Source organism: Sphingomonas sp. P3_C5 (assembly GCF_056402635.1).
In genome coordinates this window covers 345,139-369,809 of the sequence record NZ_JBFUHA010000004.1, presented here as the reverse complement: position 1 = coordinate 369,809, position 24,671 = coordinate 345,139, and the positions used below count along the sequence as shown (strand labels likewise).

The following is a 24,671-nucleotide window of genomic DNA, read 5'->3' as shown; positions in this document are numbered from 1 at the left end:
GACCTATCTCCGCATGAATTCTGGCGCGACGAGCAGCAGCGCAAGCGCCTGTCCGGGGCTCTCGGCGCGGGCCAGCGCCTGGGTCGTGGCCGGGGTGACCGCCGCCGGGATGATCTTCGGCGCAAGCGCGCGTGCGTCCACGGTCGCGCCGGCCCGGTTGGCGAAACGCTCGGCCGCCTCGACGCGGCGCAGGATCGCGTCGGGGCCAGCCCAGCTCGCGGCGATATCGTCAAAGCCGGCGGGCGAACCGGGCTTCCAAATCGGCTGGCCGAGCTGGTTGAGCAGCCCGTTGACCATCTGCGGCTGCGCGGTCTTCATACCTAGCGCGCGCATCGATGAGATCGACCATTCCCAGGGCGTCTTGAACTTGACCGCCTGCGACGCCCAGGTTTCGGGCGAATCGATCAGCACGCGGTAGACGCTCGGCAGATCCCCTCCGGTCTTCAGATAGGTCGCTCTCATCCGCTCGACCAAGGCGGGCGGCGGTGTGTCGCCCGCGAAATGCCGAGCGAGCTTGGTGGCGAGATGAGTTGCGGTCGCTAGGTGGACAGCGAGATCGTCGAGCACCGCCTGGGCCTGATGTTCGCCCTGCTGATCGTAGCGCTTGCCCATGATCATCCGCGCGCCGGGCTCGTGCAGCGGCGCGGCAAAGACGAAGTCACCCGCCTGCCCCTCAGTCCCGATCATGCGGCCGCGCGGGCCGCCGCTGAGCCCGGCGACGGTCCAGCCGGTCATGGCGCGTGCGAACTCCGTCACATCGGATTGAGTGTAGACGGTGCGAACGCCGAGCGTGTGGAGCTCCATGATCTCGCGCGCGAGATTTTCGTTGAGGCCGATCTTGCGATTGGGGCGATTGCCGACGCGCGCGCCGATCACGCTATTGGGCCCGACTGATTGTGCCTGATCGAGGTAGAGCAGCATCGCCGGATGCCGTTCGACTGCGTTCAGCATATCGCCGAACTTGCCGAGCACGTGTGGGCGGATCGCCTCGAACTCAAGCAGGCCGCCAAGCCCGACGACCTGCACCTTGTCGATCGAGATCGCGAAATGATTCGCCCAGAAATGCACCAGCCGCTCGGCGAACGGGGCTGGAGACGTGAGCGCGGCGATGGTGCGGCCGCCGACCGCGCCCACATAATAATCGCGCGCCTGGCGCTGCGCGAATCGACGGGCTTGGGCCACGGGGTCGTCGCGATCAGCGGCATGATCCGCGGGCGTGGCTGGTTTGCTGCCTGGCTTCATGGGCGTTTCGGGCATCTGTTGGGTCTGCGCCATCTCCGGCGTCTCCCGCATCATCGCGCCCTGCATCTCGCGCGACTGAGCAGGTCGACCACGCCCCTCCTGTTTCCGTAGCGCCCTTACCTGCTCGAGATATTCCGCCAACTCGCCTGCGATCTGCCGCCTGGCCGGCAACCCAGCGATCGGCGGCGGGTTCGGCTCGAACCCGGAGAGCTGCCCGTACAACCATTTTTGAGGATCGGCCGGTACCGGCTCGTCGGGCCGCGCTCCAAGCCCGAAGCGATTTAGCGCGATGCTTGCGTTCGCCATGTCAGCTCGCCTGATAATGTCACGCCCGGCATACGCCTCAAGTGTCGCAGGAGTTTGTCAGGATCTGAGGTTAACGTTTTTTTAGCGTCAGTTTCTTGCAACTGAAGCCGCAAACTTTGCGATTGGGAATATGCTGCACTGCAATATGATGGGGGCATAACAAAACATCCGGGGGGATGCTGATCTGGCTTTCGACCACCGAAGGGTAAGATCATGACCAAGATATTCCTCGCCACCGCGCTCCTCGCAACACTCGCCACGCCCGCTTTCGCCAGCGACAAGCCCGTCGAGAAGAGCTTCTCGCGCGACGGCAACACCTATGTCTACACGACCACCGCCAAGACCGACCGCGTCGTGATCGCCGGGCGCCGCTATCCTGAGGGCACCGCATTCCAGCTCGTCGTTCGCGGCGATCAGGTCACCGGTGTTTCGGGCGGCGAACCCGTCTCGTTCTTCTACAAGAACGCCCAGGCGAAGCTGACCTCGCAGCAGCTGGCATCGCGCTAAACTTTAGAAGCCCTCCGGCAAGTCGATAGGCCCAACTGCCTCGCGATAGCGGGCAACGGCATAACGATCGGTCATGCCGGCGATGAAGTCGGCGATGTGACGGCTGCGCGCGGGATCTTCCGTGGGCAGCCGCACATGCCAATCAGCGGGCATCAGGCCCGGATCGGCGCGATAGGCCCCGAACAGGCCGGTGACGAGATCGCCCGCCATGCGTGCAGCCTCGAGCTGGCGCGGATGATGGTAGAGATTGGCGTACATGAAGCGCTTTAGCACCCGCTCGGCCTCGCGCATCTCTGGCGAGAAGCCTGCGAGACACTGACCGGCGGCGCGGATATCCTCGGCGCTCCCGACGCCGGCATCTTCGACGCGACGCCGCGTTTCGGCGATCAGATCATTGACCATCAGCCCGATCTGGGCGCGCACCAGTTCGCTGGTCAGCCGCTCGGGCGGAACATCGGGGAAGCGTGCCCGCGTCGCATCCCAACCCGAGGCAATCACCGGCACTTCCAGAATCTGGTCGAGCGTCAGCAGCCCTGCGCGCAGGCCATCGTCGATATCGTGATTGTCATAGGCGATGTCGTCGGCGATCGCCGCCACCTGCGCTTCGAGCGAGGGCCAGCGGGTCAGATCGAGTGGAAAGGCCGCGTCCGCCTCGGCCAGCGCCCAGCCCGGCTGGAAGATCGGCCCATTATGCTTGGCCAGCCCTTCAAGCGTTTCCCATGTCAGATTGAGGCCGTTCCAGCGCGGATAGGGGCTGTCGATCTCCATCAGCGCGCGCAGCGTGTTGCCGTTGTGATCGAAGCCGCCCTGCCCGGCCAGCGCCGCCTGCAGCGCATCCTCGCCGGCATGGCCGAAGGGCGGATGGCCGATATCATGTGCGAGGCAAAGCGCCTCGGTGAGGTCCTCGTTGAGGCCAAGCACCCGCGCGACGGTGCGGCCGATCTGTGAGACTTCAAGGCTATGGGTCAGGCGGACGCGGAAATGATCGCCGTCCGGCGCCATGAACACCTGGGTCTTGTGCCGCAGCCGGCGGAAGCTGATCGAGTGGACGATCCGGTCGCGATCGCGCTGGAACGCATCGCGGGGTCCGCGCGCAGTTCCGCTTTGCTCGTCATGCAGGCGTCCGCGGCTGAGTCCCGGGTCCGAGGCCCAGGGCGCCGGCCTGCTCATTTTGCCGGCAGCTTGGTGATTTTCTGGCCCGCTTCGCTGGTGAAGAGGAAGGCCGAGATCCCCTCCTTGGAGAGCGCGTTGACGAAGGCGCGCGCCTCCTCACCGGTTTTGAAGGGGCCTGCCAGCACGCGGTTGGTGGCGCGAAGCGGCGTCGTCCAACCGGATTTGCCCCTGAACGCAGCTGGCGCCTTATCGCGGACCTTGGCCCATTCCTTCGGGAGAGTCGCTTCGTTGGCGCCGCCCGCCACCTGAACCCAGATACGCGCCGGCTCCAGGATCTTGGGGTCGTTCTTCTTTTTCAGCTCAGCCGCCTTTTTGGCATCGGCGAGCTTTTTGGCATCCGCCAGCTTCTTCGCGTCGGCCGCTTTCTTGTCGGCGAGCGCTTTCCTCTCGGCCGCGGCTTTGGCCTCGGCAGCCGCCTTTGCCTGGGCCGCCGCGTCGTCCACTTTCGGCTCAGCCTTGGCCGGTGGCGGCGTGACGATCGCTGGCGCAGGTTCGGGCTCAGCTGAGGGTGACGCGGCGGAACTCTCCGGTGCTGAGACGCTGGCGATGATGTTCGCCAGGATCGCGTCCTCGTTCCGCACTGGTGCGGGTGCCAGCGGTGGCGGGGTGGGCGCAGTAGTTGCGGGCTCCACGGGCGAAGTCGTGATTGCCGGCGTTGATGCGCTCGAATTGTCCGGGCGCGGTGAATCAGCGGTCGACGGCGTCACGCCGACGGGTGCCCCACCCGGCTCTTGCCGAGCCGCAGACGCGAAGCTCGTTGGCTGCGACGCGGAACTGTCCGAAAAGCCGGGGCCTATGTCAGCTGCGGGGCTCCTGCCCTGGGAGGGCGCCGTTATATTCGGTAGCGGTGCTGCAGCCACAAATGCCGGCGTTGAAGCAGGCGGCCCTGAAACAGGTGCGGGATTGGGCGTGGTGCCGGTTACGCTGGCCGGGTTCATGACCAGGGGCGCTGACGCGGTACCCGGTGACGATGCGGCAGCCCCGAACGCCGGTGTCGAAACCGGTGGTCTCGAAACAGGCGTTCGATTTGGCGTGGCTCCGGTTACGCTTGCCGGATTCATCACCATTGTCTCGCGGCCCGATGACGGTGTCCGAACTGGCGCGGGCGGCATATAGGCCGGTTGTTCCATCGGCTCCGCGCTCGCCACATAGACCGGAGGCTGGGGTAGCGGCACTGGTGGTGGGGCAGTGGCCACCCGAACCGGCTCAGGCTGAACCGTCTTTTTCCTGTTCTTGTTGCGGCCGCGACGATCATCCTGACGCTCCGGCTTCGGCGCGACCTGCGCGACGGCGACCGGTTGCGGAAGGCCAGGTTCAGGCCTGAGCGGGGTGAGCGGTGGGATCAGCCTGGCATCGGCGATCCGTTCGGGCGTCGCGCGCAATTCGCCGAAATGCACGGCAAAGGCGCGATCGACCGGGCCGAGCGACGGCAGCCGATCAAAAAAGGGCTGAAGTCCCTGGGAGAGGCCGGGCGGCATCATGTTGGTTGCGATACGCTCGGCACCGGCTGCGTCGCCGGTCATTGCGAGGATGAAGGCGCGCGCGCGCCAGGCGCCGCGGTCGCTCCGGCGCAGCAGCGGCTCGAGCTGGGCATAAGCGAGATCGCCCTTGCCCGAGATGCCGAGCGACAGCGCATAGCGCCGCACCGTCTCGTCGTTCGGCGAATCCTTGAGCGCCAGCCGATAATCGCGCTGGGCACGCTCCTGATCGCCGATCAGGTCATAAGCGAGGCCACGATCCGCGACGAAGCGCTTCGGATCGAGGCCGAGTGCTTCCGCCTCGGCGAACCGCCTGAGCGCTTCGCCCGGCTTTTCGGACTGGACTAGGAGGCTGCCCAATCCTGCCTTGATCCTGGGGTTGCGTTGGTCGAGCCGATCGGCGCGCGCAAAAAAGGCGGCGGCGGCGGTCTCATCGCCCAATTTCAGGGCCAGCTCGCCGGCGCGGACCAGTGCATCCTCGTCAAGCGGGTTTACCGCCAGCAGGCGCATCTCGGCGGCGAGCTGGTCAGCATCGGGATTGAGCGGCTGGACCATCGGCGCCTGAAACTGCGCGGCACCGCCCGAAGCGACGAGCGGGCTGACGGCAAGAGCAGGGACGACCAGGGAAAGCCGGAAAGAACGGGGAACGCGCATGGGAGGTCAGCTAGAGCCGAGTCGAGCTTAACCGGCAATGTCCGCCGCCGATCACGCGCGCCAGAGCGACGCGCGCCGGCGATGAACCGGGCGCGCGCTCAGCACTCACGTCATTGATTGTTCTGGCGATGCAGGAAGCGCGGGATATCGACCGGGTCCTTCTCGGCCTCTTCCTCACGGGCTGCACCGCGCGAGACACTCGACATGCGTTCGAACAAGGTCCCGCCCAGCTTCACGCGCGGCGCGGGCTGCACAAGCGGATCGTGCTGCTCGGCCGGTGCTTCCTCGGGTGCGGCGGCAACGCCAGCTGCGGCACCGGGCGAAAGCCAGCGCCGGCGCTGGCTCGGCTCGGGCGCCAGAGGCTCGGGCTCGGCCTCAGGCTCGTCACCGAACACTTGGACTTCTGGCACCTGCGTCTCACTGCCGAGCACCAGTTCGTCGCTGTCTTCTTCCTCGGCGACGGGCGTCTCCAGCTCGACAATCGGCTCCGGAGCCGGTGCCTCAGCGGCTACCGGCTGGGTAGGCGCTTCAGGCGGAGTCAGCACCATGGCTGGCGGCTCCTCGGCCTTCTTTGGCGCGGAGAAGGTGAAGGCCCGAGACACGGGCGCCGGGGCGCTGGCCGGGCGGGCATCGGCTTCGATGCCGGTCGCGACGACCGACACGCGGATCTTGCCCTCGAGCTCGGGATTGAACGCCGAACCCCAGATGATGTTTGCGTCTTCGTCGACCAGCTCGCGGATATGGTTCGCGGCTTCGTCGACTTCGAGCAGCCGCATGTCGTCGCCACCGGTGATCGAGACGATCACACCCTTGGCGCCCTTCATACTGACGCCGTCGAGCAGCGGGTTGGCGATCGCCTTGGACGCCGCCTCGATCGCGCGATTGTCGCCCGAGGCTTCGCCCGTGCCCATCATCGCCTTGCCCATCTCCTGCATCACTGAACGGACGTCGGCGAAGTCGAGGTTGATGAGGCCGGGCATGACCATCAGATCGGTAATGCCGCGCACGCCCTGCTGCAGCACTTCGTCGGCCATCTGGAACGCTTCCTTGAAGGTCGTGTTCGCATTGGCAACGAGGAAGAGGTTCTGGTTGGGAATGACGATCAGCGTATCGACGTACTTCTGGAGCTCTTCGATGCCCGCTTCGGCCGATTTGGCGCGGCGATTGCCTTCGAAGGCGAACGGCTTGGTGACGACGCCGACCGTCAGGATGCCCATGTCGCGGGCGGCCTTGGCGATAACGGGGGCAGCACCAGTGCCGGTGCCACCGCCCATGCCGGCGGCGATGAAGCACATATGCGCGCCTTCGAGCATCTTGGTGACCTGCTCGATGGTCTCCTCAGCCGCGGCGCGTCCGATCTCGGGACGCGATCCGGCGCCGAGACCTTGCGTGATCTTCGCGCCGAGCTGGATGCGGTGCGGAGCACTTGATTGCTTGAGCGCCTGCGAATCCGTGTTCGCGACTAGGAAGTCCACCCCCTGGACTTCCGCGCGCATCATGTTCGCAATTGCGTTGCCGCCGGCGCCACCCACACCGATCACCGCGATGCGCGGGGTCAGCTCGTCAACGTCCGGAGGAAGAAATTCGATGCTCATCGCCCTGTCTCCGCCGCACCCCAAACATCGGGGTGCTTTTACTATGATGTGGTCCGTTCTGCACCATCCCTTGCGGTGACTCCAGCACGAACATCTAAATCTTGTCGTATTTCTTTAATAATTCGCCCGAGCGGCCGCCATCAGCCTTTTGAAGATCGCGAACCCCTTAGGCCGGTGCACGATCTGGTGTGCGCCGGACAAGGATCGCAGGTCGACCGGGTCGGCTGCAGCATAGAAAGCGAGCCCCGCCAAGGTCGCAAAGGCCGGTCCGCCATGCGCTTCCGGCAAAGCGGTCAACCCGCGCGGTCGCCCGATGCGCACCGAGCGCCCAAGCGCCTGTTGCGCATAGTCGGCGATGCCTTTTAGCTCGGCGCCACCGCCAGTTAGCACGACCTGGCGCCCGACCGGCCCTTCGAATTTGAGATCGACCAGCGCCTTCTGCACCTCGCCCATCAGATGCTCGAGCCGCTGGCGGATCACCGCGATCAGCTGAGCACGGGTGATGCGGCTGCTTTCGCTGGCATCGTCCTCGGCCGAGATCGGCGCGACATCGATCATGTCATGATTGTCGCGCGGCGACGCGTTGGCCGAGCCGTAGAAGCACTTCATCCGCTCCGCCTGCGCGCGACGTGTCCCAAAAGCGGACGCGATATCGTCCGTAATGTCAGCCGCACCGAACGGAATTGAGGTCAGGCCGACCAGCATGCCGCCCGCGAACAGCGAAACATTGGTGATGCCGGCGCCAAGTTCGACCAGCGCGACGCCAAGCTCGCGCTCCTCATCGGAGAGGCAGGCCATGCCGGTCGCGACCGGCGACGCGATGATCGCCTTCACCTCGAGATGGGCATTGGCGACGCACAGGCCGAGGTTACGCACCGGCGATCCGTCCGCCGCCACGACATGGATGTGAACGCCGAGCCGATCCGCATGAAGGCCAAGCGGGCGCTTCACGCCGGTCAGGCCGTCTAACGTGTAAAGCGCAGGTTGGGCATGGAGCACCATCCGCCCGGCCGGATCGATCGAATCCCGCCCCGCCTGAAGCAGCGCGTCGATATCCGACTGCTCGACCCGGTGGCCGCCCAGCTCGAACTCGATCGAGGCGACATCAGAGACGAGGCCGCCCGCCGAGAAGCTGACCCAGACATTCTCGATATTGGTGCCGGCGATCCGCTCAGCCTGCTCGACTGCCTCGCGCACGGCGACTTCGGTGGCGGCGGCATCGGCGATATAGCCGCGCTTGACGCCCCGGCTCTCGCGCTGGCCAGTGCCGAGCACGATCAGCTCGCCGCCATCGCCCTTCTGCGCGATCATCGCGGAGACCTTGGACGACCCGATATCGAGCGCCGTGATCAGTCCCTCAGGTGCTGCCTTTGCCATACCCCTACCCCTCACTCGTACTTGGTGCGCTATGCTTCGCTTCGATCAATGCAGGTTTCGCCGGCACATTGACAGTGTTCGGATCAGTGAGCGCGCGATTGCTCACCTGGCCGGGCTTGCGCGCGACAAGCTTGGTCGGATCGCGCATGTCGAAGCGGATCCAGCCCTTGCCGAGCAGCGGCCGAACCCCGTCCATCTGCGCGAACTTGACGAGCGCCTTTGACGCATCGCTGTCGCCTTCCGGCAGCGCAAGCGTTTCGCCGGATTCGAACAACAGGTTCCAGCGGCGCTTGCCGACCCAGGTTGCTGCCTTCACCTGCGGCCGCAGCGCCGGCACCGCCTCGATCAGTTTCTGATAGGCCGCTTCCTGCGCGTTGGCGCCCGGCCCGATTACCAGCGGCAGATCGGGCATCGCATCAGCCTTGACCGGCTCGAGCCAGACGCCGTCAGCCGCGATCAGCGAAAGCTTGCCCTGGTCCTGCCACACCGCCGTCGGCTGCCGCTCGACGATATGGACGAGCAACGTATCGGGCAGGCGGCGCGAGACATGCGCGTCGGCGATCCAGCCATAAGCCAGTAATTTGTGCCGGACGTCCTCGAGGTTCACGAGCGGCATCGCGCGCGAACGCTGATCGAGCGCGACCGCATAGACCGTCATTCGGTCCATCCGGCTGAGCCCGGTCACCTCGACCTGTTCGACCCGGAAACCAGCCCGGCCTATGCCCTCGGCCAGCGCCACGCCGATCGCGCCGGGAATGCCGAACCAGGTCGCCACCGCCAGCGCGGTCGCGCAGACCGCGGTAAAGATCGACCAGGTCGCGATCCGGTGCAGCGTCCTCTCGCTGATCGGCAGCGCCGCAATGGCACGGTCGATGATCGAGGCCTTGGGCGGCTGGCGCCGCTTCGGCTGGACCGGACGACGCGGGGGCGACCCACGTTTTATCGTGCGGCTCATGAGCTTCCCCCTTCAAGAGCTTCGTCGACGATCTTCTGCACGAGCTGCGCATAGCTCATGCCGATATGTTTGGCCTGTTCGGGTACGAGGCTGAGCGGGGTCATGCCCGGCTGGGTGTTGACCTCGAGCAGGAACAATCCCTCGATACCCTGGCTGTCGTCCCAGCGGAAATCGGAACGCGACGCGCCCTTACAGCCGAGCAGCTTGTGCGCTTCGAGCGCGATGCTCCTGCATGTGGCGGCGATCTCGTCGGGGATTTCGGCCGGGCAGATATGCACCGTCATCCCGTCGGTATATTTCGCGTCATAATCATACCAGCCGCTCTTCGGCTTGAGCTCAGTCACGCCGAGCGCCTCGCCGCCGAGCACCGCCGTCGTCAGTTCGCGCCCGCGGATATAGGGCTCGGCGAGCAATTCCTCGAACTCGCCCCATGGGCCCGCCACGCCGCGCGCGATCGGGTTCCCATAATTGCCTTCGTCCGTGACGATCGCGACGCCGACCGACGAGCCTTCATTGACCGGTTTCAGCACATAGGGCCGCGGCAGCGGATCGCCGTCATAGAGGCTCTCGCTCTTCACGATCCGGCCGCCGGGCATGGGAATGCCGTGCGGCACCAGCGCCTGCTTGGTCAGCAGCTTGTCGATCGCGATCACTGAGGTGACCATGCCCGAATGGGTGTATTTCAGGCCCATCAGATCGAGCATGCCCTGCACCGTGCCGTCCTCGCCGGGGGTGCCGTGCAGCGCGTTGAACACGAGATCGGGTGCGGTCTGGGCAAGCTTCGCCGCGACGTCACGGCCCATATCGATACGGGTAACGCGGTGGCCGAGAGACTCAAGCGCGTCCGCGACGCCGGAACCCGACATCAGCGACACTTCGCGCTCGGCGGACCATCCGCCCATCAGGACTGCGACGTGCAAGCTCACTTCATCACCCCCACGCGCTGTATTTCCCATTCAAGCTCGATCCCCGAATTCGCCTTCACCTTCTCGCGAACCTCCTCGCCAAGCGCCTCGATCTCGGCGCTGGTCGCGCTGCCGAGATTGAGGAGAAAATTACAGTGCTTCTCCGAAACCTGCGCGTCACCCCGGGTGAGGCCGCGGCACCCGGCGGCATCGATTAGCGCCCAGGCCTTCGCGCCTTCCGGGTTCTTGAAGGTTGAACCGCCAGTCCGCGAGCGCAAAGGCTGCGACGCCTCACGTTCGGCCGCGATCCGGTCCATCTCGGCGCCAATCACCTTGGGGTCACCGGGCGTGCCTTCGAACACCGCCTCGACCACCACGGCGCCAGCCGGCAGGTCCGAATGGCGATAGGTGTAGCCGAACTTCGCCGCCGGCCAGATTTCGACATCGCCCGCGCGGGTCACGACAGTCGCCTCGATCAGGATATCCGACGTATCGCGCCCATAAGCACCCGCATTCATCTTCACCGCGCCGCCGACCGTGCCCGGAATCCCGCGCAGGAATTCGAGCCCGGCAATCCCGGCATCGCGCGCGGCGCTGGCAACGCTGATCCCCATCGCGGCGCCACCGGCGCGAACCCGGTTGCCCGGTTCGATCACGCTCTTCGCCATCGCCTTGGGCAGCCGCACCACGACGCCCGGCACGCCGCCATCGCGCACGATCAAATTCGATCCTACGCCAACGGGCAGCACCGGCGTCTCTGGATCGAGCCCGGCGAGGAACACCGAGAGGTCATGCACGTCCTTCGGCCGCACCAGCCACTCTGCCGGCCCGCCGGTGCGGAACCAGATGAAGTCGGCAAGGCTGCCCTGATGCTCGGCGGTGCCGTGCAAAGGCGGGAGGGCGAAACAGACATTGCTCATCGTGCTGCCTCGATCGCACTGGCGAGGCCCGCCGCCCATTTCGTAATATCCCCTGCCCCGAGGCACACGACCATGTCGCCGGGCTGGGCGACAGCTGCAAGCGTCTCCGCGAGCGCCGCCGCATCGGCAACGGTCGCCGCGGAACGATGCCCGCGCCGCTTCAGCCCCTCGACCAGCGCTTCCGCATCGACGCCCTCGATCGGTGCTTCGCCGGCGGGATAGACCGGTGCCACCAGCACCATGTCGGCGTCGTTGAAGGCCTGCTGGAACTCCTCCATCAGATTGCCGAGCCGCGAATAGCGATGCGGCTGGACGACCGCGATCACGCGGTTCTCGACGCCTTCGCGCGCAGCCGACAGCACCGCGCGGATCTCGACCGGGTGATGGCCGTAATCGTCGATGATGGTGATGCCGCCAGTTTCGCCCACCTTGGTGAAGCGCCGCTTCACGCCACCGAACTTCGCGAAACCCTGCTGAATCGTCGCATCGTCAATGCCAAGCTCGAGCGCCACGCCGATCGCCGCGAGCGCGTTCTGGACATTGTGGCGTCCAGGCATCGGCAGCTCGATCCCCTCGATCGAGCGGGTCCTGCCATCGCGGCTGCGCACCACGGCCTCGAAGCGGTTGCCGCCAGGGATCGGCGTGACGTTCACGCCGCGCACGTCGGCCTGCGCCGAAAAGCCATAGGTCACTACCCGCCGGTCGCGAACGCGCGGGATGATGCCCTGCACTTCGGGATGATCCAGGCACAGCAATGCCGCGCCGTAGAAAGGCACATTCTCGACGAACTCGACGAACGCGTCCTTCACCGCATCGAACGAGCCATAATGGTCGAGGTGCTCGGGATCGATATTGGTGACGACCGCGATCGTCCCGTCGAGCCGCAGGAAGCTGCCGTCGCTCTCGTCGGCCTCGACCACCATCCAGTCGCTGGCGCCGAGGCGTGCGTTCGAGCCATAGGAGTTGATGATGCCGCCATTGATCACTGTCGGATCGACGCCGCCGGCATCGAGCAACGCCGCGATCATCGAGGTCGTGGTGGTCTTGCCATGCGTGCCCGCGACCGCGACGGTCGACTTCAGCCGCATGAGCTCGGCCAGCATCTCCGCACGCCGCACCACGGGGATGCGCCGCTCATGCGCTGCATCGACTTCGACATTGTCGCGCTTGATCGCAGTCGAGGTGACCACCACCGCCGCGTCGCCGAGATTCTCGGCGGCATGGCCGATCCGGATCTGGATGCCGAGCTTGCGCAGGCCTTCGACGACATAGCCTTCGCCGACGTCCGAGCCCTGAACCTTGTAGCCGAGATTGTGCATCACCTCGGCAATGCCCGACATGCCGATGCCGCCAATGCCGACGAAGTGGATCGTACCGATATCAGTTGCAACGCCCCTCATGCGAACGCTGCCTCATTGCCGAACTTGAGCGGTCGAGCCTCGCCGATCGGCATGTCGCCGTGGGTATCCTCAAGGCTCTCGACCAGATCGGCCAGGTCGCGCGCCGCCTCAGGCCGACCGCAGCTGCGCGCGCGGGCAGCGGCATTCTGCAGCGCGGTCGGATCGAGGCCGAGCTTCTGCATCTGCTTGGCGAGCTCGACCGGCGTGAAGTTGCGCTGTTCGATCGTCCGCGCCCCGCCCGCGCTGGTCATCTCGCGGGCATTGGCGGTCTGGTGGTCATCAGTCGCCGATGGCAAGGGCACCAGGATCGCCGGCCGCCCGGCAGCCGTCAGCTCGGCCAGCGTCGAAGCGCCCGCGCGGGCGATCACGAGATGCGCCCAGGCAAGCTGTTCGGGCAGATCGGGCAGATAGGTCGCAAGATCGGCCGCGATCGAGAGCTCGGCATATTTGGCACGCGCCGCATCGATATCCTCGATCCGCGCCTGATGAGTCACCTGGAGCCGGCGGCGGAAACTGATCGGTAGCAGCGAAAGGCCATCGGGCACGACCTTGCTCAGCACACTCGCGCCCTGGCTGCCGCCGGTCACCAGCACGCGGAAGATGCCGTCCTCCTCGAGCAGCGGATAAGGCTTGGCGCGGAGCGCCAGCACCGCATCGCGCACGGGGTTGCCGACCAGATGGGTCTTGCCGCGATAGCTCTCCTTCAGCCGAGCGACCTCGGCATAGGAGGTCGCAATCGCGGTCACGCGGCTCGCTACCAGCCGGTTGACCCGGCCGAGCACTGCATTCTGCTCATGCACTGCGGTCGGGATCTTGCGGTTGAACGCAGCGAGCAAGGCGGGCAGCGCGGGATAGCCACCAAAGCCGATCACAGCGGAAGGCCGGAATGCGCGGTACAGTTCGACCGCCATGGAGCGTGCCTTGATCATGCTCGATGCGGCGCGCGCCCAGCCGATCGGGCCGCCGGCGAAACGGCCGGCCGGCAACACATGAGTCTGCACGTCTTCGAAGAGGCCGGGGAAACGCACGCCGCGCTCGTCGCTGATCAGCGCAACACGGTGCCCGCGCCGCGTCAGCTCAGCCGCGAGCGCAGCCGCCGGCACCATATGCCCACCGGTGCCGCCCGCCGCGAGAACGAAATGCCGTGCCTTGCTCATTCGCCGCTCCATCGCGCGATATAGGGGGATCGCGTCACGAACGGGTTGCGGCGGGTGAACGCCAGCAACAAGCCCATACCGATCGACAGGGCGATCATGGACGATCCGCCATAGCTGATGAAGGGCAATGTCATGCCTTTTGACGGTGCGAGTCCCGTATTGACCGCCATGCTGATCATCGCCTGCACGCCGAACTGGGTGGCGAGGCCTGCCGCCGCGTAAAGCCTGAACTCGTCCTGCTCGTCGAGCAGCTTCACGAACACCCGCACCACCACCACGAGAAACAGCATCGCGATGATCATGCACGCGACCAGCCCGAATTCCTCGCCGATCACCGAGAAGATATAATCGGTATGGCCCTCGGGCAGGCGGAACTTCATTGAGCCGCCGCCGGGGCCGGTGCCCCGCCAGCCGCCCGCCGTGATCGTCGCATGGGCAGCATCGGTCTGGAAATGGTCGGAACCGCCCTCAGCACCCGCGCTGTTGGGGAAGAGATAGGCGTCGATCCGGGTCCGCGCTGTGCCGTAAAAGAGATAGGCCGCCAGCACGCCCGCCGGCACGCAGCCGATTAGCCCGGCCATCACCTTTGGCGAGGTGCCCGCGATCATCAGCAGCGCAAGCCACACCGCGGCGAACACCATGGTCTGGCCGAAATCGGGCTGCAGCATCAGCAGCACGCCGACCAGCACGGTCATCGCGCCAGTGATGACGACCACCGGCAGCGCATCGTCCTTCGCCTTCATCGACAGCAGCCAGGCGGTTGTGACGATGAAAAAGGGCTTCAGGAACTCGGAAGGCTGGATCAGCGACACGCCGAAATTGAGCCAGCGCGTCGCGCCGTTCCGCTCGACGCCGAAGAAGGGCACGGCGATCAGCAGGACGACACAGGCGGCTGTACCGATCAGCGCAAAGCGTCGCGCCATCGCGATCGGGAGCATCGAGACGATGAACAGCACCGGCAGCGACACCCCGACCCAGGCGAGCTGCCACCAGAGATAGAAGAGCGGCGGGACATGATGCTTGTCGCCCGAATAGCGCGCCGCTGCCGCCGGCGAAGCGGCGCCAACCGCGATCAGCCCGACCGCCATCAGCAGCAGGGCAAGCAGCAGCAGCAGCCGGTCGATATCCCAGAACCACATGCCGAGCGCCGAACGGTCGCCGCGACCGCCCTTCCCCTTCATGCGGTTCCAGAGCGTCAAGGTGCCGGGGCGCGCCGCGTTCATGCCAGCGCCTCCACGGCGGCGCGAAACCGATCGCCGCGATCTTCGAAATCGCGGAACTGGTCGAACGAGGCGCAGGCCGGCGAGAGCAGAACCGTGTCGCCGGGCTGAGCCTGGGCCGCGGCACTCGTCACGGCGGCGCCAAGTTCGCCGCTCTCCTCGACCGGCATATGGGGCTTGAGGAATGCGGCAAAGCGCGGCCCGGCCTTGCCGATCGTATAGGCACGCGCGACATGGCTGAAATGCGGAGCGCAGGCGTCGAGATTATCGGTCTTGGCCTCGCCGCCAAGGATCCAATGAATGCGCGGGAATGCCGCCAACGCCGGCGCGACGGATTCGGGATTGGTCGCCTTGCTGTCATTGACGAAGGCCACGCCGCCGCGCGTGCGGACCAGCTCCATCCGGTGCGCCAGACCCTTGAAGCTCTCGAGCCCGCGATCGATCGCCGCCTCGTCGACGCCGAGCGCCCGACAGGCAGCGATGGCCGCGAGCGCATTCTGCGCATTGTGCGGGCCCTGCAGGCTCGGCCAGCGCGACTGATCCATGCATACGCCGGGCGCAATCTTGGTGAGATGCTCGCTCCGTGCCGACAGGTTGCGCGCGATCTGCCCGGAAGCCTCGTCGCCAATGCCAATGATCGCCGCATGGTCAGGCGACTGCATCGCGAACAGCCGCGCCTTGGAGGCGGCATAGGCCTCGAATCCGTCATAGCGATCGAGATGGTCGGGGGTGATGTTGAGCAGGATCGCCACTTCGCAATCGAGCGAGACGGTCAGGTCGATCTGGTAGCTCGACAGCTCGAGCACATAGACGCCGCCCGCCGGGAGTGGCTCCTCGCCAAGGATCGGCTTGCCGATATTGCCGCCGAGCCGCGCCGGCAGGCCGGCGGTCTCGAGGATGTGATAGATCAGCGCGGTCGTGGTCGACTTGCCATTGGTGCCGGTGATGCCGACGACCTTGTGCGGCGGCAGCGAGGCGCGCGCCTGGGCGAACAGTTCGATGTCGCCGATGATCGGGGCGTTCGCGGCTCGGGCCTTAGCCGCAACCGGATGGCGATTGATCGGCACGCCGGGCGAAACGATCAGGCCATCGAAGCCGGTTAGATCGATCGTTTCGGGATCGGCGAAAGATAGCCCTTTCCCCTCGGGAGAGAGGGTTGGGTGAGGGGCCGCCACAGGCGACACCACTTGGGGCTGCCCCTCACCCCGACCCTCTCCCCCAAGGGGAGAGGGAGAAAGCGCCTCCCGCTTCGCCGCATCCGAATCCCACGCCACCACCTCGGCCCCGCTCGCCGCGAGCGCGCGCACCGTCGCGGCGCCGGAGCGCGCCAGCCCCAGCACAGCGAAGCGTTTGCCGCGCCAGAGCGGGCTGGTGATCACCTGAGCTTGAGGGTCGACAGGCCCGCCAGTGCGAGCACCAGCGCGATGATCCAGAAACGGATCACGACTGTCGGCTCGCTCCAGCCGAGCTGTTCGAAATGATGGTGGATCGGCGCCATCTTGAACACGCGCTTGCCGGTGCGTTTGTAGAAGAACACCTGGATGATCACCGAGAGCGCCTCGATCACGAACAGGCCGCCGATGATCCCGAGCACGATCTCGTGATGCGCGACGACTGCGATCGCGCCGAGCGCGCCACCGAGCGCGAGGCTGCCGGTATCGCCCATGAACACCGCCGCGGGCGGCGCATTGAACCACAGGAACGCCAGGCCTGCCCCGACCATCCCGCCACAGAAGATCGCCAGCTCGCCAGCGCGCGGCACGTGCGGAATGCCGAGATAGGCAGCGAACTTCGCGTTGCCGGCAAGATAGACGATGATCATGAAGGCGACCGCCGCGATGATGACCGGCATCGTCGCAAGACCATCCAGCCCGTCGGTCAGATTCACCGCATTGCCGAACGCAACGATCGTGAAGGCGGCAAAGGCAATGTAGAAATAGCCGAGATCGATCGAGATTCCGGTCGTGAACGGCAGATAGAGATGCGTGCCGTTCTGATGGACGATGATCGCACTCGCGATTCCAGCGATCACAAACTCGCCGAGCAGACGAACGCGGCCGGATACGCCTTTGTGGCTGGCCTTGGTCACCTTGTCGTAATCGTCGAGAAAACCGATCACGCCAAAGCCGAGCGTCACAAAGGCACAGGCCCAGACGAACGGGTTTGTGAGATCCATCCATAACAACATCGAAACCATCAGCGAGGTCAGGATCATCAGCCCGCCCATCGTCGGCGTGCCGCGCTTGGCGAGGTGGCTCTGGGGTCCATCGCTGCGGATCGGCTGGCCCTTGCCCTGCCGCACCCGGAGCCAGCCGATGAAGCGCGGGCCGATCAGCAAGCCGATGAACAAAGCCGTCGCCACCGCCGCGCCGGTGCGAAAACTCTGGTATCGGAAGAGGTTCAACAACCCCGGGAAGCCAAGATATTTGGCAATCAGAAAGAGCATTATGTTATCCCGTCCGTCAGGCCGGCGACCAGTTTCGCCAACCCAACTCCGTTCGATCCCTTGATGAGAACCGCGTCGCCGGGTGCCAGGATCGCCAGGAGGCGATCGCGCGCCGCGGCCGCATCGGCCACATGGACGAATTCGACTCTCCCCTCAAGCGCGTTCGCGAGAGCGGCCATCGCTTCACCGACAAGGATAACCTGTTCAACCCCGGCTTCGATCACCGGGCCCGCAAGTGCTGCGTGATAGGCATCGCTGCCATCGCCCAGCTCGCGCATCTCGCCGAGCACCGCGAGCTTGCGCATTGCCTTCTCCGCCGCCAGCACCGCGAGCGTCGCGCGCATCGATGACGGATTGGCGTTGTAGCTCTCATCGATCACCAGCGCGGTGCCGCCAGCTACCGGCACGACCAGCCTAGCGCCCCGTCCTGCAAGCCCGCCCAACTCGCCAAGCGCAAGCCCCGCCATCGCAAGATCGCCGCCCACGGCGTCGACCGCCGCCAGCAAAGCGAGTGCATTCGAAACCCAGTGCATGCCGGGCTGCGAGACGGTGAAGCTCAGCTCCCTGTCCCCCATCTTGCCGCCGAACCGCGCCGTGACGAAGGTTCCCCCGTCCGCGCTGCGCATCGTCTCGATCGCCTGGACGTCAGCACCCTCTTCGAGCCCGAAGGTGACGATGTACGCAGCATAGGGCCGGGCCGCGGCGATCAGGCGGTCGCGGTGGGGGCTGTCGAACGGAATGATCGCCGTGCCGCCCGGCTCGAGCCCGGAAAAGATCTCGCCCTTGGCATCCGCGATCGCGCTTTCGTCAGGGAAGAAGGCCGTGTGTGCCGGCGCGATCGCGGTGACCATCGCGACATGCGGGCGGACCAGCGTGGTCAGATGGGCGAGTTCGCCGGCATGGTTCATCCCCATTTCGAACACGCCGAAGCGGGTTGCGGTCGGCATCCGCGCGAGGCTCAGCGGCACGCCGGTGTGGTTGTTGTAGCTCTTCACGGATCGATGCGTGGCGCCCGGCGCGCTCCGGTCGAGGGCTGCGAACAACGCCTCCTTGGTGCTCGTCTTGCCCACCGATCCGGTCACGCCGATGATCTTCGCAAGTGTGCGCGCCCGCGCCGCGCGCGCCAGATCTTCCAGTGCCGCCATCGTATCGGCGACCAAAACATGCGGGTGCGGTGTCGTTACACTGACAACCGCACCCGACGCTCCCCGCTCGGAGCTCTGATCCAGGAATTTATGCCCGTCGCTTGTCTCGCCCTTCAGCGCGACGAACAGGTCGCCGGGGCCGACTTCGCGGGAATCGAAGGTGACGCCGGTGGCGGTGAAATCGGTGGACGCGGTGCCGCCGGTGGCGGCTGCGATCTCAGCGGAGGTCCAGAGCGTCATGACTCCCCTCCCATTTCTTCTAGCTCCCCTCCCGCTTGCGGGAGGGCCTGTCCGCAAACTGAGGGCGCGTGTTTTGACACGCCCTCCCCTAGCCCCTCCCGCAAGCGGGAGGGGGACAAGAAAAAATGCCCCCTCACGCCGCCATCTCCCGGGCAACGCTCACATCATCGAACGGCAGCACCATATCTCCGACAATCTGCCCCTGCTCATGTCCCTTGCCAGCAATCAGCACGATATCCTGCGGCCCGGCCTCGGCAATTGCCGCCCCGATCGCATCGCGCCGCGATGCGATCTCAGCCGCCCCCGGCGCCCCTACCATCACCATCGCGCGGATCGCCCCCGGATCTTCAGACCGCGGATTGTCATCAGTCACGATCACCCGGTCAGCCATAGCCGCCGCAATTGAGCCCATCGCCGCGCGCTTGCCCTGATCGCGGTCACCACCCGCGCCGACAACCACGATCAGCTGTCCCGCCGCATGCGGCTTCAGCGCCGCGATCGCCGCCTCGAGCGCATCCGGCGTGTGCGCATAATCGACATAGACCGGCGCTCCGGTCCGCGCGATCACCGCCCGTTCGAGCCGTCCGCGCACCGGCTGCAACCGCGCCAGCGCCGCCAGCGTCGCGCCCACTTCGCCGCCAGTCGCGATCACCAGCCCGGCGGCAGTCAGCGCATTCGCTGCCTGATAGGCGCCGATCAGCGGCAGCATCACCTTGTGCGTCCTGCCGTCCGCCTCGATTACCAGCCCCTGGCCGAGCAGCGTCGGGTCGCGCGACATCAGCCGCAATGTCTCGCCCTGCATACCGACGCTGATCGCCCGAATTCCCCGAGCCCGCGCCACCTCGATCACCCGCGCCGAGGCGGGATCGTCAGCCCAGACCACCGCGGCGCCATCACTTTCAAGCACCTCGGTGAAGAGCCGCTGCTTGGCCTCGAAATAGGCCTCCATCGTGCCGTGATAATCGAGATGGTCGCGACTGAGATTGGTGAAAGCCGCCGCCCGCACCGGCAGACCCTCAGTGCGATATTGCGAAAGCCCGTGGCTCGATGCCTCGAAGGCGACATGGCTGACACCTTCGCGCGCAAGCCCGGCGACATTGGACAGGAAGGTGACGATATCGGGCGTGGTCAGGCCGGTCGATACCTGGTCGTCAGCGGTCGTCACGCCAAGCGTTCCGATCGAAGCAGCGTGATGCCCGGCCATGCGCCAGAGCTGACGCGTCATCTCGACGGTCGAGGTCTTGCCGTTGGTGCCCGTCACCGCGACCGCAGTCTCCGGGAACGGCGCGAAATAGCGCGCGGCGAGGCTGGCGAAACGCTTGCGGGGATTGGCATCGGCGATATGCGCAGCGCCCGTGACCCGCGCCTCGGGCCGCGCCACCACCGCGATCGCTCCGCCGGCGACGGCTGCGGGGATGAAGGCCTCGCCATTCACCCGCATGCCTTCGAATGCGCCGAAGATCGTACCGGGCGCAACCTTGCGATGGTCGATCGCGAACCCGGTGACGGTCGCCTCCTCGGGACCACCCGTCAGGGCGCCGAGTTTCATTCCGGATCGGCCGAGTCTTCGCCCGGCGCATGCCACAGCAGCGGCAGCAATTCGGAGACATCGACGTCCCGGCTGTTGCTCGGCAGCACGCCGAGCATCGCGCCGGTGCGGGAAATCACCCGGCTCACCACTGGCGCCGCCGTCCAGGCAGCGGTGGTGAGGCCGAAGGATTCGGCATTGCCCACGGGAGAATCGAGCATCGCAACCACCACATAGCGTGGCGCATCCATCGGGAAAGCCGCGGCGAATGTCGAGACGTTGGCGCGCTTCGAATAGCCGCCTGCACCCGCGATTTCGGCGGTGCCCGTCTTGCCGCCGACACGGTAGCCCGGCGCCTCGCCCTTGCGGCCGGTGCCCTGGGTCACAACGAGCCGCAGCAGCTGCCGCATCCGCGCGCTGGTCGCTTCCGAGAGGACCCGACGTCCGGCGGGCGCCTTGCCGGGCGCGATCTTCAGCAAGGTCGTCGGCCGCCAGATGCCGCCATTCACCAACGTCGCATAGGCGTTGGCGAGATGGAGGGGCGTCACCGCGATGCCATGCCCATAGGCGGTCGTCATCACTGTCGTGCGCGCCCAGTAGGTCGGCCAGATCGGCCCGGCACGCTCGTGCAGCTCGATGCTCGGCCGCTCGCCGAAACCCATTGCGGTGAACATCGCCGCCAGCCGATCCTTGCCGACCTCGTCGGCAATCCGCGCAGTCGCGATGTTCGACGAATGGACCAGCGTCTCGGGAATATCGAGGAAGCGCTTCTGCGCATGGTCGTCATGGATGGTGAAACCGCCGATGTGCAGCGGCTCGGTCGCATCGAAGCGCCGCGACATCGAGGTGACGACGCCGCTGTTGATCGCCGTCGCCATCGTGATCGGCTTGAAGGTCGAGCCAAGCTCATACACGCTCTGCGTCACATTGTTGCGCAGCGCATCCGCGCCGGTGCCGGCCAGCTTGTTTGGATTATAAACCGGCAGCGAGACCATCGCGATCACCTCGCCGGTGTTCACGTCGAGCACCACCCCGGTCGCGTCCTTGGCCTTGAACGAGACCATCGCGCGGCTGAGCTCGCTCTCCATCGCCGCCTGGACGCGCGAATCGATCGACAGCATGATCGGCATGCCGCGCTGGTTGGGATCAGTCAGCCGCTGGTCGAATTCGCGCTCGATGCCGGCGCGACCCATGATCCGCGTATCCTTCGCGGTCGGCCCGATATAGCCGAGCACATGCGCAGCCATGGTGGTCTGCGGATAGAGCCGCTCGGGCTCCTGGGCGAACACCAGGGCCGGCTCGCCGATCGCGTGGATCCGGTTGACGAGGTCGGGCGACGCGTGCCGCTCGAGATAGGTGAAGTTCACCGGCAATGTCAGCCGCTGGTAGAAATAGGCCGCGTCGTGCCCGGGCATCGCAGCGGCGAGCTTCTCCGCAATCTCATGCCGGTCGCCGAGCAGCCGGTTGGGATGGACGCCGATCGTCCAGGCCTCGATGGTGCGGGCGAGCGGCTCGCCGTTCCGATCGAGGATATCGCCGCGTATCATCGAGCCGAAGTTCGGCCCCTGAGCGCTTGCCGGGCTGGCGAGCAGTCCGAGCATCGCGATCCGGCCGATCACCAGACAGAAGCCGGCGGCGATCATCAGCATCAGCATCATCAGGCGCACATGCGCCGTCGCGACCAGCGCATGGCGCTGGCCGGTCATCCGCCGCTGCGGCAAGGGCCGGGCGACGAGGGCGGTCAACGGTGGACGCCCGCTTCCGCGCGCGCGCCGCCGAGCAGATCGCCGATCGTGGAATCGCTCATCAGCTTGCGATCGAGCAGGGCCACGGCCTGCTCCTTGCCGCTTGCGATCGCGCGGTCGCGCACCTGCGCCACTGCGCCCGACACGCTCGGCGCGGCATCAGCCGTCCGGATAGTAGCTGCAGCAGCCGTCGAGATCGCCGGGACGGCAGGCTTCACCGCGCTATCCGGCAAGGACGGCACGACCAGCGACGCCATCTCGGTCGAGCCGCCCTGCACGTCCATCGACGCGAGCGCACCGGCATCCGCCACGAACTGGGTCGCGGCGGGTGCGGTCAGGCGCAGCGTGTCGCCATTCCACTTCTCGAGCTGGGCGAGATTGGCGCGCGTGTCGAACTCGGTTTCCAGCGCGCGAATGTCGCGGTGCGCGGCCGCGATCTCGCTCACCGTCTTGTCGAGCTTCTTGCGCTCGGCCGCCACCTGCAGCGGCACCAGCAGGAAACCAAGCGCCACCGCCACAAAGGCGAGGAACCAACCGAAACTCTTCCACGCATACCCAAGCATTACATCGCTCCTTTACGCGGTCCACGCCGCGGCATTTGTTCGCCGCGCCGTTCGCAACGTGGCCGATCGGGCGCGCGGGTTGCGCGCTATCTCGGCCTCGTCGGCGCGCACCGCGCGTCCGACATCTTCAAAACTCGGTTTATGGTTAACCTTCAACTCAGGAAGATGCCGTGATCCGCCCGGCATCGATCCGCTGCGCTCGCGCAGGAATCGCTTCACCATCCGGTCTTCCAGCGAGTGAAAAGTCACCACCGCGAGCCGCCCGCCGGGCTTCAGCACCCGCTCAGCCGCCGCCAGCCCATCGGCAAGTTCGCCGAGCTCGCGGTTGAGATGGATGCGGATCGCCTGGAAGGTCCGGGTCGCCGGATCCTTCTTGTCATGCGGCTTGTAGCCAAGCGCCTTGCGCACGACATGCGCGAGCTCGCCGGTCCGCGTGATCGGCCGCGCCGCGACGATCGCCCGGGCGACACGGCGGGCGCGGGGCTCCTCGCCATATTCGTGCAGCACATCCGCAATATGCGCTTCGTCGGCATTGTTGACGAAGTCGGCCGCGCTTTCGCCTTCCTGGCTCATCCGCATGTCGAGCGGCCCGTCCGACTGGAACGAGAAGCCGCGCTCCGGCTGGTCGAGCTGCATCGACGACACGCCGATATCCATGGTCACGCCGTCGACCGGCACCGCATCGCGCGCCGTGAGCTCGGCATCGAGCGCCGAGAAGGTCGCGGGCACGAGCGTCAGCGCGCCGCCCGAAGCCTCTTCCATCGCCCGCCCCGCCGAGATCGCATCGGGGTCGCGATCAAAGGCGAATACGCGGGCGCCGAGGGAGAGCAGCGCCCGCGTATATCCCCCGGCGCCGAACGTGGCATCGACATGGCGCTCGCCAGGGCTGATTGCGAGCGCAGCGACGACTTCGTCGAGAAGCACGGGGGTGTGCGGTTCGAGGGTGCGGGGTGCGAGATCGCTCACAGCGCGATCCCCTTCTGCGCGCAATGATAGCGCGCGCAGGACTTCTGGACCTCAGGGATGCGATCGTCGGCAAGCAGCGTCGCGGGGTCCCATATCTCGATATAGTCGAACGTGCCGTAGAAGAAGGCGTTCGCCCCGATATTGGCGTGGTGGCGCGGGAAGCCGGGCATGATAAAACGCCCGCTGCCGTCGAACGGCACCGCCTCGCCCTGCGCGGCCTGGCGCTTGAAGCTCGGATTGCGCGCGCCTTCTTCGAGGCGGAAATTCGCCTCGCGCTCATCGAGCTGCGCCTTCAGGATCGGCAGGAAGCCGGGATCATAGGCGATCAGGCACTTGCTGCTCTCATGCACGCCGATGATGACGGTGCCGCCGTCCTTGCCGTCGGCGCGCGGGCTGTTCGCGGCCAGGATCGCCCGGAGCGACGCGGGGATGGCAACTCTGCCCTTGTCATCGACAAGGCCAAGGCCGTCTCCCTGATAGTCGACCCTTTGCGTCACACCCGTTCACCCTGCTGGACATGACTTCTCCGACCCGGAGAACGGCTATGCGCCGCCCTCCGGTGTCGTTTCGCTCAGGCGAAATGAGTCCTACCCTGTTATCCGCAGGGTTAATCCGGGATTGCCGGGGATTCAAGGGGAAAACCGGGGATTTGATCCCCGAAAGCCGTATCCAGCTCGATTCTACGGGGATTTTTCCGCAGCCATTTCAATTCGTTCTTGCTGTGTTCTCGACGACTCGGCGAACAAGGGGCAGAATCCCCGCGGAAACCCCTCGCGAACCACGATTTCCCCACTTCTCCCGGCCGAATCCGAGTCGAAAACGTGGAAACGTCGCATCAGTTGGGCTTGGCGGATTTTGAAGCGGATGGCTGGGCCGCATTGTCACCCGTGGCAGCGCTCGGCGTGATGCCGAGTTCGGCGAGCGGCTCATTGCTCGGCGCGACGGCCGGCAGCGCGTTATTGCCCGCGGCCATGTTCGCGACGACATCCGGGCGCGCCCCGCCGGCGACCACGAAAGGCCGCTCCTTGCTGGCAGTGCTGAAGATCGCGGCAGCGAGGCCGATGAGAAGCAGAACCGCTGCGAGGCCGATCATCCCGACCCTCACCCGCTGCGACGTCTGCGCTGGATCCTGTGCAATGATTTTCATGT

The 24,671-nt window shown here is 66.1% G+C and carries 21 protein-coding genes; 1 reads left to right on the top strand and 20 read right to left on the bottom strand.

Annotation, left to right across the window (positions count from 1 at the left end):
- Positions 1–3: 3 nt before the first annotated feature.
- Complete coding sequence (locus tag AC1DVS_RS12845) at positions 4–1,548, bottom strand: DUF1800 domain-containing protein (protein WP_478023547.1); 1,545 nt, start codon at positions 1,546–1,548, stop codon at positions 4–6.
- A 213-nt stretch (positions 1,549–1,761) separates the two neighbouring features.
- Between AC1DVS_RS12845 and AC1DVS_RS12840 the strand changes: the two genes are divergently transcribed.
- Complete coding sequence (locus tag AC1DVS_RS12840) at positions 1,762–2,055, top strand: hypothetical protein (RefSeq protein ID WP_478023545.1); 294 nt, start codon at positions 1,762–1,764, stop codon at positions 2,053–2,055.
- Positions 2,056–2,058: 3 nt separating this feature from the next.
- Here the strand turns inward: AC1DVS_RS12840 and AC1DVS_RS12835 are convergent, their stop codons facing one another.
- The 19 genes from AC1DVS_RS12835 to AC1DVS_RS12745 form a co-directional block, all read right to left on the bottom strand.
- On the bottom strand, positions 2,059–3,225 hold the full coding sequence (locus AC1DVS_RS12835) for a deoxyguanosinetriphosphate triphosphohydrolase (RefSeq protein ID WP_478023543.1): 1,167 nt from the start codon (positions 3,223–3,225) through the stop codon (positions 2,059–2,061).
- Positions 3,222–5,360: an SPOR domain-containing protein gene (locus tag AC1DVS_RS12830; RefSeq protein WP_478023542.1), complete on the bottom strand. Its 2,139-nt coding sequence runs from the start codon at positions 5,358–5,360 to the stop codon at positions 3,222–3,224. The genes AC1DVS_RS12835 and AC1DVS_RS12830 overlap by 4 nt, the downstream gene beginning before the upstream one ends.
- A gap of 110 nt (positions 5,361–5,470) precedes the next feature.
- Positions 5,471–6,955 carry a cell division protein FtsZ gene (ftsZ, locus tag AC1DVS_RS12825; protein WP_478023541.1) on the bottom strand — a complete coding sequence of 495 codons (1,485 nt, stop codon included), beginning with the start codon at positions 6,953–6,955 and terminating at the stop codon, positions 5,471–5,473.
- 114 nt (positions 6,956–7,069) lie between these two features.
- Entirely contained in the window at positions 7,070–8,332 is a 1,263-nt protein-coding gene (ftsA, locus tag AC1DVS_RS12820) for a cell division protein FtsA (protein ID WP_478023540.1), read from the bottom strand.
- Positions 8,333–8,336: 4 nt separating this feature from the next.
- Entirely contained in the window at positions 8,337–9,287 is a 951-nt protein-coding gene (locus tag AC1DVS_RS12815) for a cell division protein FtsQ/DivIB (RefSeq protein WP_478023539.1), read from the bottom strand.
- Positions 9,284–10,243: a D-alanine--D-alanine ligase gene (locus tag AC1DVS_RS12810; RefSeq protein ID WP_478023537.1), complete on the bottom strand. Its 960-nt coding sequence runs from the start codon at positions 10,241–10,243 to the stop codon at positions 9,284–9,286. The genes AC1DVS_RS12815 and AC1DVS_RS12810 overlap by 4 nt, the downstream gene beginning before the upstream one ends.
- Positions 10,210–11,112 carry a UDP-N-acetylmuramate dehydrogenase gene (murB, locus tag AC1DVS_RS12805; protein WP_478023535.1) on the bottom strand — a complete coding sequence of 301 codons (903 nt, stop codon included), beginning with the start codon at positions 11,110–11,112 and terminating at the stop codon, positions 10,210–10,212. Before murB ends, AC1DVS_RS12810 begins: the two co-directional genes overlap by 34 nt.
- Complete coding sequence (gene murC / locus AC1DVS_RS12800; protein WP_478023534.1) at positions 11,109–12,512, bottom strand: UDP-N-acetylmuramate--L-alanine ligase; 1,404 nt, start codon at positions 12,510–12,512, stop codon at positions 11,109–11,111. Before murC ends, murB begins: the two co-directional genes overlap by 4 nt.
- Positions 12,509–13,669, bottom strand: coding sequence for an undecaprenyldiphospho-muramoylpentapeptide beta-N-acetylglucosaminyltransferase (gene murG / locus AC1DVS_RS12795; protein ID WP_478023533.1), 1,161 nt, complete (start codon positions 13,667–13,669; stop codon positions 12,509–12,511). The genes murC and murG overlap by 4 nt, the downstream gene beginning before the upstream one ends.
- Entirely contained in the window at positions 13,666–14,892 is a 1,227-nt protein-coding gene (locus AC1DVS_RS12790; protein WP_478023532.1) for an FtsW/RodA/SpoVE family cell cycle protein, read from the bottom strand. Before AC1DVS_RS12790 ends, murG begins: the two co-directional genes overlap by 4 nt.
- Positions 14,889–16,268, bottom strand: a complete 1,380-nt coding sequence (murD, locus tag AC1DVS_RS12785) for a UDP-N-acetylmuramoyl-L-alanine--D-glutamate ligase (protein ID WP_478023530.1) — start codon at positions 16,266–16,268, stop codon at positions 14,889–14,891. Before murD ends, AC1DVS_RS12790 begins: the two co-directional genes overlap by 4 nt.
- The gene (mraY, locus tag AC1DVS_RS12780; RefSeq protein WP_478023528.1) at positions 16,265–17,335 is read right to left on the bottom strand and encodes a phospho-N-acetylmuramoyl-pentapeptide-transferase; all 1,071 of its coding nucleotides are present in this window, start codon (positions 17,333–17,335) and stop codon (positions 16,265–16,267) included. Before mraY ends, murD begins: the two co-directional genes overlap by 4 nt.
- The gene (locus AC1DVS_RS12775) at positions 17,335–18,720 is read right to left on the bottom strand and encodes a UDP-N-acetylmuramoyl-tripeptide--D-alanyl-D-alanine ligase (protein WP_478023526.1); all 1,386 of its coding nucleotides are present in this window, start codon (positions 18,718–18,720) and stop codon (positions 17,335–17,337) included. Before AC1DVS_RS12775 ends, mraY begins: the two co-directional genes overlap by 1 nt.
- Before the next feature lie 133 nt (positions 18,721–18,853).
- Positions 18,854–20,269, bottom strand: a complete 1,416-nt coding sequence (locus AC1DVS_RS12770; RefSeq protein ID WP_478023524.1) for a UDP-N-acetylmuramoyl-L-alanyl-D-glutamate--2,6-diaminopimelate ligase — start codon at positions 20,267–20,269, stop codon at positions 18,854–18,856.
- Entirely contained in the window at positions 20,266–21,993 is a 1,728-nt protein-coding gene (locus AC1DVS_RS12765; protein ID WP_478023522.1) for a peptidoglycan D,D-transpeptidase FtsI family protein, read from the bottom strand. The genes AC1DVS_RS12770 and AC1DVS_RS12765 overlap by 4 nt, the downstream gene beginning before the upstream one ends.
- Complete coding sequence (locus AC1DVS_RS12760; RefSeq protein WP_478023521.1) at positions 21,990–22,556, bottom strand: hypothetical protein; 567 nt, start codon at positions 22,554–22,556, stop codon at positions 21,990–21,992. Before AC1DVS_RS12760 ends, AC1DVS_RS12765 begins: the two co-directional genes overlap by 4 nt.
- A gap of 12 nt (positions 22,557–22,568) precedes the next feature.
- On the bottom strand, positions 22,569–23,522 hold the full coding sequence (gene rsmH, locus AC1DVS_RS12755) for a 16S rRNA (cytosine(1402)-N(4))-methyltransferase RsmH (protein WP_478023519.1): 954 nt from the start codon (positions 23,520–23,522) through the stop codon (positions 22,569–22,571).
- On the bottom strand, positions 23,519–24,019 hold the full coding sequence (locus AC1DVS_RS12750) for a division/cell wall cluster transcriptional repressor MraZ (RefSeq protein WP_478023518.1): 501 nt from the start codon (positions 24,017–24,019) through the stop codon (positions 23,519–23,521). The genes rsmH and AC1DVS_RS12750 overlap by 4 nt, the downstream gene beginning before the upstream one ends.
- A gap of 338 nt (positions 24,020–24,357) precedes the next feature.
- The gene (locus AC1DVS_RS12745) at positions 24,358–24,669 is read right to left on the bottom strand and encodes a hypothetical protein (RefSeq protein WP_478023516.1); all 312 of its coding nucleotides are present in this window, start codon (positions 24,667–24,669) and stop codon (positions 24,358–24,360) included.
- Positions 24,670–24,671 lie beyond the last annotated feature (2 nt).

Excerpts from the sequence above, each read along its gene's own strand:
- AC1DVS_RS12845 (WP_478023547.1), bottom strand. The coding sequence starts at position 1,548 with ATGGCGAACGCAAGCATCGCGCTAAATCGCTTCGGGCTTGGAGCGCGG.
- AC1DVS_RS12840 (WP_478023545.1), top strand. The coding sequence starts at position 1,762 with ATGACCAAGATATTCCTCGCCACCGCGCTCCTCGCAACACTCGCCACG.
- AC1DVS_RS12835 (WP_478023543.1), bottom strand. The coding sequence starts at position 3,225 with ATGAGCAGGCCGGCGCCCTGGGCCTCGGACCCGGGACTCAGCCGCGGA.
- AC1DVS_RS12830 (WP_478023542.1), bottom strand. The coding sequence starts at position 5,360 with ATGCGCGTTCCCCGTTCTTTCCGGCTTTCCCTGGTCGTCCCTGCTCTT.
- ftsZ (WP_478023541.1), bottom strand. The coding sequence starts at position 6,955 with ATGAGCATCGAATTTCTTCCTCCGGACGTTGACGAGCTGACCCCGCGC.
- ftsA (WP_478023540.1), bottom strand. The coding sequence starts at position 8,332 with ATGGCAAAGGCAGCACCTGAGGGACTGATCACGGCGCTCGATATCGGG.
- AC1DVS_RS12815 (WP_478023539.1), bottom strand. The coding sequence starts at position 9,287 with ATGAGCCGCACGATAAAACGTGGGTCGCCCCCGCGTCGTCCGGTCCAG.
- AC1DVS_RS12810 (WP_478023537.1), bottom strand. The coding sequence starts at position 10,243 with ATGGGAAATACAGCGCGTGGGGGTGATGAAGTGAGCTTGCACGTCGCA.
- murB (WP_478023535.1), bottom strand. The coding sequence starts at position 11,112 with ATGAGCAATGTCTGTTTCGCCCTCCCGCCTTTGCACGGCACCGCCGAG.
- murC (WP_478023534.1), bottom strand. The coding sequence starts at position 12,512 with ATGAGGGGCGTTGCAACTGATATCGGTACGATCCACTTCGTCGGCATT.
- murG (WP_478023533.1), bottom strand. The coding sequence starts at position 13,669 with ATGAGCAAGGCACGGCATTTCGTTCTCGCGGCGGGCGGCACCGGTGGG.
- AC1DVS_RS12790 (WP_478023532.1), bottom strand. The coding sequence starts at position 14,892 with ATGAACGCGGCGCGCCCCGGCACCTTGACGCTCTGGAACCGCATGAAG.
- mraY (WP_478023528.1), bottom strand. The coding sequence starts at position 17,335 with ATGCTCTTTCTGATTGCCAAATATCTTGGCTTCCCGGGGTTGTTGAAC.
- AC1DVS_RS12775 (WP_478023526.1), bottom strand. The coding sequence starts at position 18,720 with ATGACGCTCTGGACCTCCGCTGAGATCGCAGCCGCCACCGGCGGCACC.
- AC1DVS_RS12770 (WP_478023524.1), bottom strand. The coding sequence starts at position 20,269 with ATGAAACTCGGCGCCCTGACGGGTGGTCCCGAGGAGGCGACCGTCACC.
- AC1DVS_RS12760 (WP_478023521.1), bottom strand. The coding sequence starts at position 22,556 with ATGCTTGGGTATGCGTGGAAGAGTTTCGGTTGGTTCCTCGCCTTTGTG.
- AC1DVS_RS12745 (WP_478023516.1), bottom strand. The coding sequence starts at position 24,669 with ATGAAAATCATTGCACAGGATCCAGCGCAGACGTCGCAGCGGGTGAGG.